Source organism: Prochlorococcus marinus XMU1404, from assembly GCF_017696175.1.
Classification (GTDB): domain Bacteria; phylum Cyanobacteriota; class Cyanobacteriia; order PCC-6307; family Cyanobiaceae; genus Prochlorococcus_A; species Prochlorococcus_A marinus_X.
The window spans coordinates 97,092-113,735 of record NZ_JAAORE010000001.1; the positions used below are offsets into that span (position 1 = coordinate 97,092).

The 16,644-nt window shown below is 30.5% G+C and carries 21 protein-coding genes; 8 read left to right on the forward strand and 13 right to left on the reverse strand.

Annotation, left to right across the window (positions count from 1 at the left end; translation table 11 throughout):
- Positions 1–71: 71 nt before the first annotated feature.
- The 3 genes from HA144_RS00495 (at position 72) to HA144_RS00505 (ending at position 959) form a co-directional block, all read left to right on the forward strand.
- Positions 72–335, forward strand: a complete 264-nt coding sequence (locus HA144_RS00495) for a DUF2973 domain-containing protein (protein WP_209041477.1) — start codon at positions 72–74, stop codon at positions 333–335.
- Positions 336–361: 26 nt separating this feature from the next.
- Positions 362–745: a hypothetical protein gene (locus tag HA144_RS00500; protein WP_209041479.1), complete on the forward strand. Its 384-nt coding sequence runs from the start codon at positions 362–364 to the stop codon at positions 743–745.
- A 67-nt stretch (positions 746–812) separates the two neighbouring features.
- Positions 813–959 carry a high light inducible protein gene (locus tag HA144_RS00505; RefSeq protein WP_209041481.1) on the forward strand — a complete coding sequence of 49 codons (147 nt, stop codon included), beginning with the start codon at positions 813–815 and terminating at the stop codon, positions 957–959.
- 6 nt (positions 960–965) lie between these two features.
- On the opposite strand, the gene HA144_RS00510 is transcribed toward HA144_RS00505, so the two are convergent.
- The 5 genes from HA144_RS00510 to HA144_RS00530 all read right to left on the reverse strand — a co-directional run bounded on the left by HA144_RS00510 (position 966) and on the right by HA144_RS00530 (position 5,952).
- Positions 966–1,304: a hypothetical protein gene (locus tag HA144_RS00510; protein ID WP_209041483.1), complete on the reverse strand. Its 339-nt coding sequence runs from the start codon at positions 1,302–1,304 to the stop codon at positions 966–968.
- Between the two features lie 10 nt (positions 1,305–1,314).
- Positions 1,315–2,229, reverse strand: a complete 915-nt coding sequence (locus tag HA144_RS00515; RefSeq protein ID WP_209042515.1) for a YihY/virulence factor BrkB family protein — start codon at positions 2,227–2,229, stop codon at positions 1,315–1,317.
- A gap of 87 nt (positions 2,230–2,316) precedes the next feature.
- A complete protein-coding gene (locus HA144_RS00520; RefSeq protein ID WP_209041485.1) occupies positions 2,317–3,117 on the reverse strand; it encodes an inositol monophosphatase family protein in 801 nt (266 codons plus the stop codon).
- A complete protein-coding gene (locus tag HA144_RS00525; protein ID WP_209041486.1) occupies positions 3,114–4,547 on the reverse strand; it encodes a TolC family protein in 1,434 nt (477 codons plus the stop codon). The genes HA144_RS00520 and HA144_RS00525 overlap by 4 nt, the downstream gene beginning before the upstream one ends.
- Positions 4,540–5,952 carry a TIGR03279 family radical SAM protein gene (locus HA144_RS00530; RefSeq protein WP_209041488.1) on the reverse strand — a complete coding sequence of 471 codons (1,413 nt, stop codon included), beginning with the start codon at positions 5,950–5,952 and terminating at the stop codon, positions 4,540–4,542. Before HA144_RS00530 ends, HA144_RS00525 begins: the two co-directional genes overlap by 8 nt.
- Before the next feature lie 186 nt (positions 5,953–6,138).
- On the opposite strand from HA144_RS00530, the gene HA144_RS00535 reads away from it, so the two are divergent.
- Together HA144_RS00535 and nadB are read left to right on the forward strand one after the other, a co-directional pair.
- A complete protein-coding gene (locus HA144_RS00535) occupies positions 6,139–6,906 on the forward strand; it encodes a DUF3120 domain-containing protein (RefSeq protein ID WP_209041490.1) in 768 nt (255 codons plus the stop codon).
- Positions 6,906–8,573, forward strand: coding sequence for an L-aspartate oxidase (gene nadB / locus HA144_RS00540; RefSeq protein WP_209041492.1), 1,668 nt, complete (start codon positions 6,906–6,908; stop codon positions 8,571–8,573). The genes HA144_RS00535 and nadB overlap by 1 nt, the downstream gene beginning before the upstream one ends.
- Here nadB and HA144_RS00545 read toward each other — a convergent pair.
- Positions 8,563–9,498: a vitamin K epoxide reductase family protein gene (locus HA144_RS00545; RefSeq protein ID WP_209041494.1), complete on the reverse strand. Its 936-nt coding sequence runs from the start codon at positions 9,496–9,498 to the stop codon at positions 8,563–8,565. The genes nadB and HA144_RS00545 overlap by 11 nt on opposite strands.
- 104 nt (positions 9,499–9,602) lie before the next feature.
- Between HA144_RS00545 and rimO the strand changes: the two genes are divergently transcribed.
- Entirely contained in the window at positions 9,603–10,967 is a 1,365-nt protein-coding gene (gene rimO / locus HA144_RS00550; RefSeq protein ID WP_209041496.1) for a 30S ribosomal protein S12 methylthiotransferase RimO, read from the forward strand.
- A 5-nt stretch (positions 10,968–10,972) separates the two neighbouring features.
- On the opposite strand, the gene petL is transcribed toward rimO, so the two are convergent.
- From petL to HA144_RS00575, 5 genes are all read right to left on the reverse strand, one after another.
- A complete protein-coding gene (gene petL / locus HA144_RS00555; RefSeq protein WP_011375671.1) occupies positions 10,973–11,065 on the reverse strand; it encodes a cytochrome b6-f complex subunit PetL in 93 nt (30 codons plus the stop codon).
- A 64-nt stretch (positions 11,066–11,129) separates the two neighbouring features.
- Positions 11,130–11,516, reverse strand: a complete 387-nt coding sequence (locus HA144_RS00560) for a DUF4346 domain-containing protein (RefSeq protein ID WP_209041499.1) — start codon at positions 11,514–11,516, stop codon at positions 11,130–11,132.
- A 60-nt stretch (positions 11,517–11,576) separates the two neighbouring features.
- Positions 11,577–12,731 (reverse strand): peptidogalycan biosysnthesis protein, encoded by a 1,155-nt coding sequence (locus HA144_RS00565; RefSeq protein ID WP_209041501.1) that lies wholly within the window; start codon positions 12,729–12,731, stop codon positions 11,577–11,579.
- 17 nt (positions 12,732–12,748) lie between these two features.
- Positions 12,749–13,399: a dihydrofolate reductase family protein gene (locus tag HA144_RS00570; RefSeq protein ID WP_209041503.1), complete on the reverse strand. Its 651-nt coding sequence runs from the start codon at positions 13,397–13,399 to the stop codon at positions 12,749–12,751.
- Entirely contained in the window at positions 13,396–14,322 is a 927-nt protein-coding gene (locus tag HA144_RS00575) for a 6-pyruvoyl trahydropterin synthase family protein (RefSeq protein WP_209041505.1), read from the reverse strand. The genes HA144_RS00570 and HA144_RS00575 overlap by 4 nt, the downstream gene beginning before the upstream one ends.
- 50 nt (positions 14,323–14,372) lie before the next feature.
- On the opposite strand from HA144_RS00575, the gene HA144_RS00580 reads away from it, so the two are divergent.
- Complete coding sequence (locus HA144_RS00580) at positions 14,373–14,930, forward strand: shikimate kinase (RefSeq protein WP_209041507.1); 558 nt, start codon at positions 14,373–14,375, stop codon at positions 14,928–14,930.
- Here the strand turns inward: HA144_RS00580 and HA144_RS00585 are convergent.
- Positions 14,927–15,184, reverse strand: coding sequence for a chlororespiratory reduction protein 7 (locus tag HA144_RS00585; RefSeq protein ID WP_209041509.1), 258 nt, complete (start codon positions 15,182–15,184; stop codon positions 14,927–14,929). The genes HA144_RS00580 and HA144_RS00585 overlap by 4 nt on opposite strands.
- Position 15,185: 1 nt before the next feature.
- Between HA144_RS00585 and HA144_RS00590 the strand changes: the two genes are divergently transcribed.
- A complete protein-coding gene (locus tag HA144_RS00590) occupies positions 15,186–15,893 on the forward strand; it encodes a DUF6816 family protein (protein WP_209041511.1) in 708 nt (235 codons plus the stop codon).
- Here the strand turns inward: HA144_RS00590 and HA144_RS00595 are convergent.
- Positions 15,880–16,605, reverse strand: a complete 726-nt coding sequence (locus HA144_RS00595) for a glutathione S-transferase family protein (protein WP_209041513.1) — start codon at positions 16,603–16,605, stop codon at positions 15,880–15,882. The two genes, HA144_RS00590 and HA144_RS00595, sit on opposite strands and share 14 nt — an antisense overlap.
- Positions 16,606–16,644: the final 39 nt, after the last annotated feature.

Below are 16,644 nucleotides of genomic sequence, written 5' to 3' on the forward strand. Positions count from 1 at the left end.
ACTTAAAATAGCTAATTTTCTTTTTTTCGGGCTATCATAGTTATCATAGTTCTAATTAAAAGATAAATTTAATGACTATTCTGTTTTCAATTATATATTCTGCGGCCTTAACCTATCTTGTATGGAAAGCTTTCAAAGTAATGTCCACTGGTTGGGGTATTTCTAGTACAGAAAAAAAAGATTTTTACAAATCAAATTTAAAACAAAAAAAATACACAATACATCCTGAACTGCTTGATAAATCAGGCAATATAACAGAAGAAGAATTATTAACAGTAAGATTTTCAAATGATAATGACTCCTCACTGGAAGAAAAGGGTTCAACAACTGATTAATCGATTTAAAAATTTAGGAAAAAAAATTGGAATTAAGAACAAAAATTGTCTCGTCAGTCCTAAGATCTCTAAAGTTACCACCAAGGTTTCGTTTGAAAATGGTTAAAGAAGATCCAGTGAGGCTTGAATTAAGTCTTACTCCTTCTTATGGAAAAAATCCAATTATTGTTGGTATTGTAGAATCTTTGGATTTAGTAGCTCGAAGAGATAGAGAGGGTAGAATACCTAGAGATCTTCAAGGAACTTGGGATTGGACGGTAAGACACGGGAAAGTAAGTACTGGAGGGTGGAATCCTATGCTCAAAGAGGCTTTGCAAACAATGTTCGATACGGGTTTGCCAGCAATTATTTACGAGGAATTAACTGGAGATGAATACCGACCAGTTGATGGTATAAGACATGTTAAATAATTAATTTGTTATTTTTCATGAATTCTTCCTTAAAACGTTAAAATTAAATTAAATAAATTTATTAATCATGAACGACGAAAATCAGCAGAGATTCGGTTTCGTAAATTTTGCAGAAACTTGGAATGGTCGTATGGCAATGATGGGTATTTTGATTGGTTTGGGAACTGAATTAATTACTGGCCAAAGTATACTTAGACAAATTGGAATAGGTTAAATTTTATTATATTTCTTCTGCTTTTACTTCGATAGTTGCTTCACTCGGTTTTTTATTTATTAGATTTGTGTTATTCATATCTTCTAAGTTTGTTCCACAATTCATGCATGTTTCGCTGAGACCTAATGATATTGCGCCACAATTACTACATTTTTTGATCTTTGATTTATAAGAATTAAAAGCTATAAATGCTAGAAGAAGTAAAAAAATTGGAATTAGAAATATGAGTAGAAGGATATTACCGAGAAAGCTTATAAAAAAGTTAAGCCCAATAAAAGGGACAATTATTAATAATATAAATGAAAAAGCAAGTAAATTTTTATTGGATTTAAGAAGAAAATTCATTGCAGTTTTTTTATCTATTGTTTCTTTTTTTGTTTACTAGAGACATGCTAGCAATAACCACACTCCAACATTGTCCAAAATATAAAATTACTCCTAGTAGCCAGACCCATAAAGTAAGTACGAGAAAACCTCCAATAAAACCATATGCTTGAAATCTTACCCCAAGCGAAAGAATACTTTTACTTACCGCTAAATTTAAAGTAGTAAGGCCAATTCCAATAAGAAAAGATCCTGGTAAAAGTGGCTTCAAAGGAACTTTTCTACTTGGTAAGAGCGCTTGCAATAAAAGAGCCATTAAGGAAAAGCCAATTAGTGGTATTGCAAATTTACCAACTTGTAATAACGGTAGCTTTATTAATAAGTCAGAAATTAAATTATTAGATTTTGAAAGATTTTCCAAAACGTTACTTGGTATCATTCTAAGATTCGCACTAATCTGATCTAGTACCATCAAGAAACCTATAAAGAATACTATTAAAAAAGCTTCAATTCTGTTTCGTAGAAATCTTGAAGCTTGATCTCTCCAAGCAGAATTAATTTTTCTCGAAGGAAGTTGGTCCTCCCATAGTCTATCTGCACCTCTTTGAAGAGATAAATATGCATTTCCCGCAGTAAAAAGCAAAAACATAGCTCCTAGAATACCTGCTCCAAAACCTTGATCAATTAATTTAAACAATGTAGTTTCTACTAATTCAACTACTGATGGAGGTAAAATTTGGGCTGCAATAGATATTATTTCTTGATCTAATCCTTCTTGTTTTCCCAAGAACCATGATGCGATTGAAAGAGAAATTAAAAGAATAGGAAAAAATGATTGTAATGTGTAGTAGGCAAATGCAGCACTTAGATCTATGCAATCTGATTTGCTCCATCTCTCACACGCGCCCCATAAACTTTTCAGTATCCAAGTTGAACTGCGCTGCAAATTAATTGTCTTCAAATATTTATCTTATTTATTTTTTATTGTATCTAATTAATAAATTTTTCAAGCCATTATTTATTAATGATGCAACTACTTTTTCAATAATAAATTACCCCATGGCTTTAAGATTTCAATTTTTTCTATTGATTTACAAGCAATCAAAGGAAAATTAATATCGCTTAAGTCTTGTCCTGGACTTAAATTCAAAGGATCTGTTTCTAACCATTTTATGGAGCAATTTAGTTCTTCTAATAAAAGCCAGGCCGCTGCAATATCCCATATTTTTGGGGTTGATTCTATAGCCCCGAAAGTTTGACCCATTGCTACACTCGTTAGATTTAAACTCGATACACCTAAGAGTCTGATTTTCCCTGGAAATACTGAGTTTGGTTTTTTTTGTAAAATTTTTATAGATCTACTACATAAGGAAATGCATTCGCTTTCGTGATTATTTTGATTAGGGTCTATTTTTTGGTTATTTAACCAAACACCTTTACTATGAATGGATACAAACTTTTTTTTCAATGTGGGAATTATTAAAAAAGAAGATTGAGGTCTACCATCAACGAACCTCGCTACTGAAATAGACCAGTATGGAATACCTGCAGCAAAATTGGTTGTCCCATCAAGTGGATCGACCACCCAATAAGCTTTTGTATTTGGAATGGACTTTCCTCCTTCTTCACTCAAGACGCCTTCACCTGGGGCTATTGAGGCAAGACCATCTACGATAGTTTTGTCACTCCATAAATCACAACTTGTTATTAATGATCCGTCTGCTTTGTTGCTAGCACTGATATTCCCAAAATCTTTTATTTGACGTTGACTAACTAATTCAAATAAAGAATCTAATTCACTAAGTTGATGATTAGTTAAATTTAGCTGATTCATATTGGAATATTGCAAATAGATTCTGTTTGTTTAATCGTATTATCGTTTCCTACACAGTCATTACTGATTTCAAGAAAAGTTAATCTTTTCAATTCATCTAGATTCAAGTTGTAATTATAAATTGCATTGATATTCTTTGATTTTGCATCACTTAATTCTTTTTGTCTGACTAGTACGTCCTTTAAAGTTGATATTCCTACATCATATCTCAATCTAGATAGTCTCAAGGATTCTTTGGTAGATGATATCTCTTTTGAAGTGGATAATATTTTTTCTTCATTTAATTTTAAATTTAGGTAAGCTTTGGTGATATTAGTTTTTAGAACATTTTTAAGATTGTAATACGAATATTCTTCACCCCTTGCTTGAGCTTTACTTGATTTGTATGATTTGTTGTTTTGACCACCATTAAAAATATTCCATGAAAAGTTTAAGCTTACTGTATTCGTATAAGAAGATCCATATTCGCTAGGGTCTATTTCAACTGCTAAAGAATCTCCTTTGGTAAATGTACTTGATAATGAGTTACTGATATATATACTAGGCTGATTTGAATTTAAGAAACTTTTTGCCTCATTATCTTTGATTGATTGCTGAAGAGAAATATTTTTTAAGGAAAGGTTTTTTTCAAGGCCATTATTTATATTTTTATTTAATTTATGATTCCAGAAACCTAATAATTTTTGTTCTTTTTCTATTTCGAAATCCTCTTTGAGGTTAAGAATCTCTTTAAGTGATATTTTGTTTATTTGATGTTCAATTTTTCTTTCGTTAAGTTCTTGCTTGTCTCTCGAAAGTTGAGCCTCTGCTTCAAGTACTTCAAATTTTGTTCCGATACCAGCATCTAATTTAGCTTGTGCATTTTCTAGACTTGTAATTGATAAATCAAGTGCGAATTTCTTATTGATAATATCTTGAGATGACTTCTGGTATTGATGAAATCTTGTTCTAGCTTCTAGGATTAGATCTTTTTTCTTAATTTCATAATTATTTTTTGCAATTTTAAAGTTTTCTTTGGCAATTTTAATTTCTGGACCTCGAAGCGGATCGATTAAATCCAATCTGATATTGAGTGAGGGATTAGCAGAAAATTGGGAAGTTTTTCTAGTGCCTGAGTTATTATTATAATTTTCACCAAAAACATATTGAGGTAATCCATTCCCTTGCAAATCGATTGATGGGTACCTCTTAGCAATTTTGCTTGAAAGATTAAAACTCGATGCATCAATTAATTCCTTTAAAGCTTTCAGTTCATTATTATTTCTCAGAATAATATTCTTTATTTCTTGATGATCTATGAATATTTTATCTTCATTTTCTTCTATAACTTCATCGATAAAACTTTTGTTTTCGCTTAGTATTGACTGATGAAAACTAATAAAGAAACTAAGTGGTATAAATAAAATGGTATTTATTATTTTTCTAAGCATAATTTAGAATCTTTTTACTATTGGATATTCCAATTAGATTATTAATAATATCATCCGCATCATCAAGAATGTGAATATTAGTATTTAGATGTTCTTCTACTTGACTCACATTTTTATCATCCAAGAATAAATCAGTATTAAGTTTTAACATTATAGATGGTATAAAAATACCCTCTCCAAGATCTTTATCTTCAAGTCCAGTAATTAAATCTTCTCCAGTTAAAAGCCCAGTAACTACTTGTTCTTGTCCCCAATAAACACTTGGTAATCCATATAAATTAATTGTTAATCCATCAATATCATTTAATTTTTTAACAGTCGGAATAAGTGCCTCATAAACTAATTTGCCTACTATCCAACAAACTTTTCTTTGTTTTTTTATTCTTTTAGGAAGATGTTTCGTCTTAGAAGTTAATTTTTTTAGAAAGCTTCGAATTGAACCTACTCCATTAGATTCTTGAGGCATATTTTCGTAGGTTTTGTAACTAGGCAAATTTTTACCAGCAATTAAATACCATTCATCTGCTAACCAACAAAAACGAGTCCCAAGACTAATTTGTAGAGAGGTTTGGATATTCTCTACCTGTTTAATCGTTTTTATTGCATATTCTGAGCTAATTGATTTCAATCCATCATTTTCAGGTCTAAATTTTGTAAGTCCTACTGGAACTATTGCAACTGATAATACTGTTTGAGAAGTTTTTTTGTAGAATTCAGCTAAATCATATATTGATTTCTCAAGAATCTTTCCGTCATTTATATCAGGACATACAACAATTTGAGCATGTATTTGAATAGAGTTTTTTTCAAACCAAGAAATTTGATCAAGAATTAATCCTGCTTTTTTATTTTTTAATAATTTTTCTCGAGTGCCAGGATCAGTAGCATGAACAGAAACAAAAAGTGGAGATAGTTTTTGCGTAGAAATTCTTTTCCAGTCCTCTTTTTTTAAATTCGTGAGAGTTAAATAAGAGCCATATAGGAAACTTAATCTATAATCATCATCTTTTAGATAAAGGCTTTTTCTTTTACCTATTGGCTGTTGATCTATAAAACAAAATGGACATTTATTATTGCATTGCTTAATTGAATCAAATAATGCATCTTTGAAATTTATGCCTAAATTGACATCTTGATCTTTTTCAATACTTATATTATGAATTTTATGATTTTTATCTAAAACTGATATATCTAAAATTTCTTCACTAATGAGTATCTGATAGTCAATTAAGTCTCTTGGTTTTTTTCCATTTATACTAATTATTGAATCACCTGATTCAAATCCTATTTCTTGAGCAATTGAATTAACTTCAATACTTTCAATTTCTGCAGGATTTATTTTATAAGTAATATTGGGAACCAAAAGATCTTTCGAATCTTCTTTGTAATTAATTTCTTGCCACACAATTAAATTCTAAAAATTGTCTATATTCTTATTCTAAACTCATCTAAGGCTCAAAGTGTATTAAATACTTTTAAAATAGTGAATACAATTTTTAAATTTATGGCCTTTAATTTATTAAAATATGGCATTCGCAGTTTTCAAAAACACGATTTAAATTAATTAAGATAACTATAAAGAACTAATTCATTGAAAGAATTAATTACAAAAAACTTAGAAGTGAAAGATGAATTTAACTATGGATTGGATAAAGCAAGTAATTCATACGAAAGTACTCTTTTATCAAGACCAATTTCTTTAAGATTGTGGTCTTCTTTTTTTGTAATTTTACCCATATTTGTTCAAGCCCCTTGGGTGAGATTAGAACCGATTAGTGCTCTTTGCTTTACTTTTGTCATCCTTTTAGGAGCCTATGTTTTGAACAAAAAACAATCAAATAAATGGTTTATTGTCAGTTCATTATTATATGGTGTATCAGGGAGTTGGCTTGGTGGATGTTTATTTTGGGGATGGTTAAGTCCATATCCTATCCTTCACATTCCTGTTGAAGCTGTGGTGCTCCCGTTAGCTTTAATTGGCCTAGGCACGAATTGGAAAATTGGTTCTAGTTTTTATATATCTTCTTTGTTTGGAACTGCAGTTACTGACATTACAATATTTTTGATAGGAATAATGGATCAATGGAAGCAGGTCATAATAGCAGATTCTGAGAGTGCACCGTTAATTCTTCAGAAAACCTCATCGAATCTTATTCAGATAAAATCTTTATCTATTATTTTTCTTGTTGCATTTATACTTTGGTTTATTTCAAAAGAAATTTTTGATTCTGCGACTATTAATACCACTTATGGTAAAGCACTATTGGTTTCTAGTTATGTAATTCAAACGACATTAATCGTTGATGGTATTTTTATTTTTCTGGCAATTCTGCAACCAACATTTAGTGGATTGGTTTAATGCTTAGGCCTCCATTTTCGCAAGAACAGATTCCGATAAATAATTGGGATGTAATTGTTATAGGTGCTGGAGCTGCAGGACTTATGACTTGCCTTGAATTGCCGGCACATTTAAAAGTGCTTCTTTTAAATAGAAACACTAGCAAGGTATCTTCTAGTAGATGGGCACAAGGAGGGATAGCATCTGTTATTAGGGAAGATGATTCATTCGAACTTCATGCTGATGATACTTTAAAAGCAGGGGATGGACTATGTGATTTACAAGCTGTAGAAATGCTAGTTAAAGAAGCCCCAGGTTGTGTTGATAGGTTGCAGAATTTAGGCATGATTTTTGATCAAAGTTTTGATCAACTAGCTACTACTTTAGAAGCAGCTCATTCTCGAAGAAGAGTCTTGCATGTAAAAGATCGTACTGGAAGAGCACTAGTGGAAGTTTTAGAAGATCATGTTGAAAATAAAAAAAATATTCTTCACTGTAGGGGTGTAAGAGTAACTGAACTTCTTATTGAAAATGAGGAATGTAAAGGAGTTCAGGTTCTTGATGGAGCGAATTTATATTGGATTCAATCGAGAGCTGTTGTTTTGGCCACAGGTGGAGGTGGGCATTTATTTACTAATACAACTAATCCTGCTCAATCCTCTGGAGAAGGGATTGCTCTTGCATGGAAAGCGGGTGCTGCAATTGAAGATTTAGAGTTTGTTCAATTTCATCCAACCGCTTTAAAATTTTATGGCGCTCCTTGTTTCTTGATATCTGAGGCACTTAGAGGAGAAGGAGCGATTTTAGTGGATAAAAATGGTGAAAGCCCAGTTAAAAATCTTAAAAATCGTGATTTAGCTACTAGAGATCAAGTAAGTAGAGCAATTATGAAGAATATGCATGACAATAATGTAGATCATGTTGGTTTAGATCTTCGGTATATTGATCCAGAAAAAATTGTCGAGCGATTCCCCACAATTTTAAGTCGATGTCAGGAATATGGAGTTAATCCATTAAATGAGGTTATTCCTGTAGCTCCAGCAGCTCACTATTGGATGGGAGGTGTCAAAACTGATTTGAATGCTTCTTCTACAAGAAAAGGATTATATGCAGTAGGAGAAGTTGCTTCCACAGGCGTTCACGGTGCGAATAGACTTGCAAGTAATTCACTGATGGAATGCCTTGTCTTTGCGAGAAAAATGTCTTCAATTGTTCTTAATTATCCTCCTAAATTCGAAAAATTAGATAGATCAATCCAAGATTTAGATATTGAAGATCCGAAAGAAGATCAAATTTCTAAAATTGCAGAAAAAATTGATGAATTAAGAAAACTATGTTGGTCAAATCTAGGTGTATCTCGAAATAAGGTAAATATGAGTAAATTTCTTGATACTATTAAAAATGATATGGCTCATTTACAAAAAAATTACTTATTAAATAGTCTTGAAAAAATAAGATTTGATCAAAGAATTAAACTTAGTGAACCGAATAGGAGATCATTGAATCTTTTACTTGATTTAAAGAATAGACAAATAACAACTATAACTTTATTAAAAGCTTGTCTGTTTAGAGAAGAGAGCAGAGGAGGGCATTATAGAGATGATTTTCCAGATAAAGATAAAAATTGGGAATGCCATACTACACAACAGTTAGATCAAAAAATTAAAAAAAGATTTATTAAAAATTAGAATCTCCTTGATAGCCTGTCTTTATGGCTAATTCATTCAAGTCGCGTGTACCACTAATTATTTCTCCATTTATTTCCCAAGAAGGAAATCCGCTGATCCCTTTCGTTTGGCATAGCTCATACTCATTATCTTTACCATCTTTAGCACATTCAACTACTTTTAATTCTTTAACTGCTTCTTTACCAAATAATTGTTTCTGATCGTGACAATGCGGGCACCAGTATGCACTATACATAACAATATTATTATCACTTAAAAATTTTGCAAATTTTACCTTCTTTGGAGAGCTTGAAGTGGTAATTATTGGTGATACATTTTCAGTAGGGATTGCAACGTCAATAGCATTAGAGGGGTCTACATTTGTAGACCAAATTAGCCCCCCTAGAAGGACACTAATGGCTACAATGAAACCTCTAAAAATCATAGGTTCTCTACTTTCAAACTTTGCTCCAATCATAGAAATTATAAAGATAGAAAACGATAAAATTGCAGAAAGTATACAAAAAAAGCAATATGCTTGAATTTTTAAAAACATTATATTTATCAATAAAAAGCTAAATGTTGATGACGCACAAGATATAAGGAATACTAACCACCATAAAAACTTATTTAGTTTTTCTTTTGGGGAAATTAAATTTAGCGAAAGTATTATCGTAATCAATAATATTGATAAATACGTTATAAATCCTGCTAATGAAAGAGGTATATTAACGTGATTATTTTCAAATAACGTGCCCCAAGGACTATTTAAAACTGTTTCACAACCATTTTGTATCCCCGGGCATGAAAGCGAAGTAAATAATCCCCATTCTTTTAGAGTAATCGAACCTGTGTCAACTATGCCTATAGTGCTAAGAATTGCAATTATGATTTTTGGCCATTTCAAATCTTTTTTACTTCTTCTGTTTAAAGTCTTAAGGGCCATAAAAATGAAAATTTGTTATTTACACTATCTATCCTAATATTATCTTGGCATGAGAGTTATGTACGAAATGCTTTTTAAATCTTTTAATTCTTATTTTTCAAGTTGTGAAACAAAATAGTCTCAATATAAAAGAAAAAAAACTATCTAAGATTGCATTTAGTCATGTTGGTTGCGAGAAAAATCTTGTTGATACTGAACATATGCAAGGCTTATTAGATAAAGAGGGTTATGAAGTTGACAGCAATATAAATGATGCAAATGTTGTTGTTGTAAATACTTGCAGTTTTATTGAAACAGCTAGAGAAGAATCTATTAGAAAAATTCTAGAATATACAAATCAAGGAAAGGAAGTAATAGTTGCAGGCTGTATGGCTCAGCATTTTAAAGATGAACTTCTAAAAGAAATACCTGAAATAAAAGGTTTGGTTGGAACAGGAGATTATCAAAAGATTGCAAAGGTTTTAGACAGAGTAGAAAAAGGAGAAATCGTTAATGAAGTTTCAAAAATACCTGAATTTATTGCAGATGAGAAAATACCTCGTTTTGTAGATAAAAACAAAATTGTTGCTTATCTTCGTATTGCTGAAGGCTGCAACTATAATTGTGCTTTTTGTATTATTCCTAAGTTGAGAGGTCCTCAAAGAAGTAGAACAATAGAATCTATAGTTTCAGAAGCCAAAAGTCTTTCAAAGCAGGGTATTCAAGAAATCATATTAATTAGTCAAATAACAACTAATTATGGTCAAGATATTTATGGAAAGCCATCATTAGCCAAACTTTTGAATGAGCTTTCTACAGTGCCAATTCCTTGGATAAGGATACATTATGCTTATCCCACGGGTTTAACTGATGAAGTTATTAGAGCTTTCAAAAATTCGAAAAATATAGTACCTTACTTTGATTTACCACTTCAGCATAGTCATCCAGATGTGTTGAAGAGTATGAATAGACCTTGGCAAGCTTCTTTGAATGAATCAATTTTGGAGAAAATTAGAGAAGAAATTCCATCTGCTGTATTAAGAACTAGTCTCATTGTTGGTTTCCCAGGAGAAAAAAAAGAACATTTTAAGCATCTTCTCAAATTTTTGGATAGGCACAAATTTGATCATGTAGGAGTGTTTATTTTTTCTCCTGAGGAAGGAACTCCAGCTTTTCATTTGCCAAATAAAGTATCTCCAGAGGTTGCAGAGGCAAGAAAAGATAACGTTATTTCAGTTCAACAAAATATATCTAAAGATAAAAATCAGACATATGTTGGTTCAAAAATGAAGATTTTGGTAGAAAAAATATCAGACAATAACGAATTAATAGGTAGGTCGTACAATTTCGCTCCTGAAATAGACGGAACTGTAATTTTATCTGTTAAAGATAAAATTGATTTGAAAAATTACATTGGTAAATTTGTTGAAGCAAATATTTCTTTTGCGGATGAATATGATTTGTATGGAGAGACTATTAAAATTTTGTAGTTTTTTTAAATTAATTTAACTGCTCTTAAGAGCTTATCTAGTGCGAAAGCAGCTCCAAAACCAAAACCAATAAATGCAAAATAGAAAATGATGTTCATTAATTTTTTTATTTTCATTTAATTTAACATCAGATGAAAAGATTAGATTTTTTCGTTTAATTTCTTAATCTTGGATATAGGGTAATTTTTTGCATAAACATTCTTCTGCTTTTTGTAGTTCCCGGCCTAAGTATAGGGCATGATCGAATCTGGTTATTAAGTCATTTCTTTCTTCAGTGATCAATATTCCAAGTTGTTTCGCACTTATACCTTCAAAAACTTCATTACTAACTCTTTTATTTTGAGAGTCGCATTTAATTGGTTCATTTGTTTCTGGGTCAAGCGCATATCCATCATCATTAATATTATTTAGAAAGTGCTCTAAAATTATTTTATTTTCTTCTAAATCTACTTTTATAATAAAATAACCGTTTGGATCTAAGTTTATATGTCGGTTAGATAGATTATTATCAATCTTTATTTTTTTATCGAAACTTTTACCAGAATCCATTATTAGAAGTTAATAAAGACTATAATACTAATATAATCTTTGGTAAAGTTAAATAATTTTTTATTTAAAGGGTATAGATTTATTTTCAAAATCAATTTCCATCTCGGTTTGTTTATTAACTTCATTTAGCCAAGGATAAATGATATTATCCATATTTTTGTCAAACCACTTATGCATACTAACGGTGCTTTTTGCAAAAAACCCCCTCCTCCTTTTATGTTTACCACCTGCTCCAGGATCAAAAAAATCTATACTATTTTTTATTGCCCATTCAATTGGCTGATAGTAACATAATTCAAAATGTAAATTAGAAATTTCTTCTTGACTACCCCAATATCTACCCCATAAGTTGTTTTTATTTTTAACGCACATCGACATAGCAAAAATATCATTTGAATCATTTTTTGATGCGCTAAAAAGTAAAAGATTTTTTTTATTTTCAATAATTTTTTCGAAAAATGAAGATGTTAGATATTTACTTCCCCAAACTCCCCATCTAGAACAATGCTGTTCATAAAAATTGTGCATTCTTTTGAGGATTTCTTGGTTGATATCATCTTCATTAAAAATTTCAACTTTAATATCTTGTTTAATAATTGATTTCCTCTCTTTTTTTATATTTTTTCTCTGATTAGAGTTAAATCTTGAAAGAAAATCATCAAACGTTTTTTCTCCATTACTCCTCCATTCACTGCTGGAATTTATCCATTCATGGTATCCCAAAGATATAAGATGGTTGCCCCAGCTTTCATCAATATATAAAAAATTACAACTTAAAATTTTGTTTGTAATCGCAAAGCTTTCGATATGGTTTAAGAGTAAATTTGTAATTTCTTTCTTATCGTTATTTTTTTTATAAAGAAATTGATATCCATTTACAGGACTATAAGGACTCATTCCAATTAATTTAGGGTAATAATTTAAATTAAGCTCTTGAGCTAATCTTGCAAATGATTGATCAAAAATAAATTCTCCATAGCTATGATTTTTTAAAAAAAGTGGAGCAATTCCTAATATTTCTTCATTTTTATAAGCAACAAAATATAGAGGCTGCCAACCAGTTTCTCTCGAAACACTTTTTGATATTTCAAGGTTTTTAAGCCAGTTCCATTCATAAAATGGATTATTGATTTCATTTGCTAATTCATTCCATATCTCCTTGGAGATTTCCTTAATTGACAATTTGACTTCAACTTTATGTACTTTTTGGTTCATTTATTATTGAATCTATTTCAAATCTTTTTGTAATGAACGTGGATTTCATTATTCATTAAATTCTTAATTGATTTTATTTCCCATAGTCTATTGAGATTAAAAATCTCATTGGTTTGTTCCGGAGGTATCCATGTATATCTCCCTCCAATAATTCGTGGAATTATTGTAATTTTTATATCTGTTATTAGATCCTCTTTTATAAATGAATTTATAAGTTTTGCACCTCCTAAAAGAGCAAGATCATTTATCCCTTGTTTTTTGAGTGAAATTAATGTTTTTCCCCATGAATCTTCGAAAAAGAGTTGTTTCTCGAAGTCATTATTAGAAGAATTATCAACTTTACTTGAGCTTATTAGCCATCTTCTAATTGGTTGTCGAAAGTATTTCCAATTACTGTTAAATTTTTTACTATTTGAAGCAATTATAGAAATTGGCTGGCTTTTTGATATCTTTACTTCGTTATTATCATTGAGATTTTTAATTAGGTAAGTTGATTGATGAGCTATTAAAGTACCTAAACCAAAAATAGTGGCATCAACCGTTGATAAGTTTTCATTTAACATTTTTTTATCATCTTCGCTTCCAAGATGTGATTCTCCGCCTCTAGGAAATGCAATTCTCCCATCAAGACTAGATGCTATAACAATTATTACTTTTGGGATACTCAAGTTTGTGAGACTAAACTATTTTCAAATGTCAACTTTAATGAATTAGTTAACTTTTGATCAACATAAATTTCTGCAGCATTATTTGGACTCTCTTGGAGTCTTATTTTGTGTAATGTTGCACCAAGTTTATTTATTGGTTTTTTAAGAATATCAGAAATATACAAAGCTATATTTTCAGCAGTTGGAACACAATTATGGAAAAATTCGATGTCTTTATTTAGAAAAGTATGATCTAGTTGTTCAACAACCAAATCATTAATTATCTCTTGGAGGGAAGATAAGTCGCAAACCATTCCTGTTCTTTTATCAATTTCTCCTTTTACAGTTATGTCGACAAGATAGTTATGACCATGTCCATTAACTCTGGCACATTTCCCATAGATTTTTTTATTTTCATCAAAGGATATCTCTTCTTTTGCAAGTCTGTGAGCGGCTGCAAAATGAGTTTGAACTGTTAAAAATGCTTCCATGTTTTTTCCAAAATAATCTGCCCATAAATTTGGGTTTTCATAAAGCCTTAGACTTGTAAGAGGTAAATCATCCTTTAGACGACTCCAAATGACCTTTACTAATGCTTCAGTTGTGGGAAGTATGCCCTCTTGATCATTAACATTAAATTCAGGCCAGACATCATTTAAAAAACGAAAATCTAATTGTCCAGTAACCTTATCTTTAATAGAGTGTTTTACATCAGAGAGATTAAGTACCATTCCATCAGAGTCTAGTTCTCCACCCATTGAAACAATAAGTTCATAGTTATGACCATGACCTGGAGCAATACTGCACTTTCCAAAAAGAGATAAATTTTCTTCTGGGCTTTTTTCAGGAAGCCAATAACGGTGACTAGAACTAAAGCAGGCACGTCTAGTTATGACGCATTCACGTCCTTTTCCATGTGATGGTTTGGATTGTGTAGAAGTCATACCTATCTGCGATAATACTATCTTAAGGTTTTAAATACGCTTTTGTCTTTATGGAACAATCCATTATCGAAAAAACAGTTCATACTATCAAGGGCAGAAGCATATTTTTAATAGGAATGATGGGTTCTGGTAAGTCAAAAACTGGTTTGAAGCTGGCTGAATTATTGAAGTATAAATATATTGATTTGGATTCATTAATAGAGAAGTTGGCGAAAAAATCTATCTATCAAATTTTTAAAGATGAAGGAGAAGATAATTTCCGTGAATTAGAAGCAAACTGCCTTAAAGAAACTATCAAAATTCCTTCATTAGTAATCTCAACTGGAGGAGGAATAGTTACCAAATCAGAAAACTGGGGAATCTTGAGACAGGGAATTATTGTTTGGATAGATCTCGACAAAGATATAGCAATTGAAAGATTGAAAAATGAAATTGAAAAAAGGCCACTACTTCAGGGAAGGAATCTTAGTGATTTATATATGAGCATTTTTCAATCTAGAAAAAATTTGTATTCTCAAGCAGATTTAAGAATTCAGGTAAAAGGGGAAAATATTGAAGAAGTTGCTATGAAAATAATCAATAAAATTCATAAAGAAATAATTAGTTAATCTGGTTCAATCCTTACTGCAAACCATTTGATAACATATCCAAATTTTATTTCTAATTCATAAGTGCTTTCCAATAATTCTTCAAAAAATTCCTGATCAAGATCTTCTATATTTTGATATATTGTTTGTGTTTCTGTCTTACTAAGCCAATTCTTTAACCATAAAATTGCTTCTTGCTTTGATACAATTTTTTCTTTTGAATCTGGCTCTAATAATACATAATGATCTGATGCTCTTATTAGTGGATTTGACATAATGAAAATTCTTCTTGGATTAATTCTTTGCTTTACTTTTCAAGTAATTTTTTTAGAAAGTTCCTTAGCTTTAGTAAATTCTAACGTACGAGAGTTTTTAGAAAATCGTGTAAATCAATGGCCAGAATTATATTTACCAAATTTTAAATTATCTGATACATCTAAAGATTTAATTTATCCTAAGTGGTTCGAGGGGAATTGGATTGTTACTTCTCAAGATATAATTAATGATTCAGAAGAGCCAGTTATTTATAAAGTAAATTTCTTTAAGAATGATTCAGATTTAATTGTTGGTAATCGTGCAAAAAATTCTGAATCTATTGGAAAAGCAATATTTGGTGACACCTTAATCAAGGTTGTAAATGATCCTCAATCAATTAGTAATCAAATTACTTATTTAAAAGATGATTTTTATATTGATTCAAGAATTACGGGGAGAAATCAGATCCAAGATGATGATATTTTTTTCGCAGATGAGCTAGTTATACAAACAGCGCATAAGCCAGGTGCTTCAAGGATCAATCAGGTAGAGACAATTAGTAAATTTCAAAAATGTTCTGAAGAAATATTGGAAGTTAATAATTCAATCAAACCATCAATTTGTGGAGTGCAATATGTTGCTTCATATGGTTCAAAAGTTGGTGATCCTTCTATTCATGCTATTAAAACAAATAAATATAAATTGACTTTTGAATTTATTGAGAATTAGCACTGAAAAGATATTCTTCTAAGTTGTTCCTCCACATGAAAAGATTTTCTAGATAAGGGTTATTTATGTATTCTTGACTCCCCTCTCCAGAAAGAATTGGCCCTGCAGACTTTGGAAATTTAAGAAGGGATAATTGAGCTGCAATTGAAATATCTGCAATAGATATACTATCTCCAACTAAATATTTTTTGTTGATCAAAGATTTTGATAAAGCTTCTAGTAACTTTTGGAGTTCTAAATTATCTTTAGAAGACAACACTACATTAGAGATTTTACTAAGATTTCCAAAAGGTAATTTATCAACAATACTTTTAACTGAAGAGGGTATTTCATCCGGAATTAATGCAGTTCTCAGCTTTGGATTTTCTATTGCAGATTTTATTAAAGCTTTTCTACAAGTTGTTGCCATTGCAGTATCTGCCCAGTCTTCAATTAATTTGCATTGCGCAAATAACATTGGGTCTTCAGGAAAGAGTGGATTGTTATCATTTTTTTTATCTAAATATTCGCAAATAGTTGAAGAGTCACTAATAATTTGATCATTACTATCTACAATTACAGGGACTTGTTTCTGACCTGATAATTTGAAGATTTCAAATTGACCTATTCCAGGTGTTACTTCTTCAACTCGATATTGTAGTTTTTTTGCATGAAGAGCCATTCTTGTTTTTAAACAAAAAGCACTATGCCTAAATTGATATAATGTAATCATGCTGTTTAAGGTTTGTTAAAACTTAGCTAAAAAAGTAAT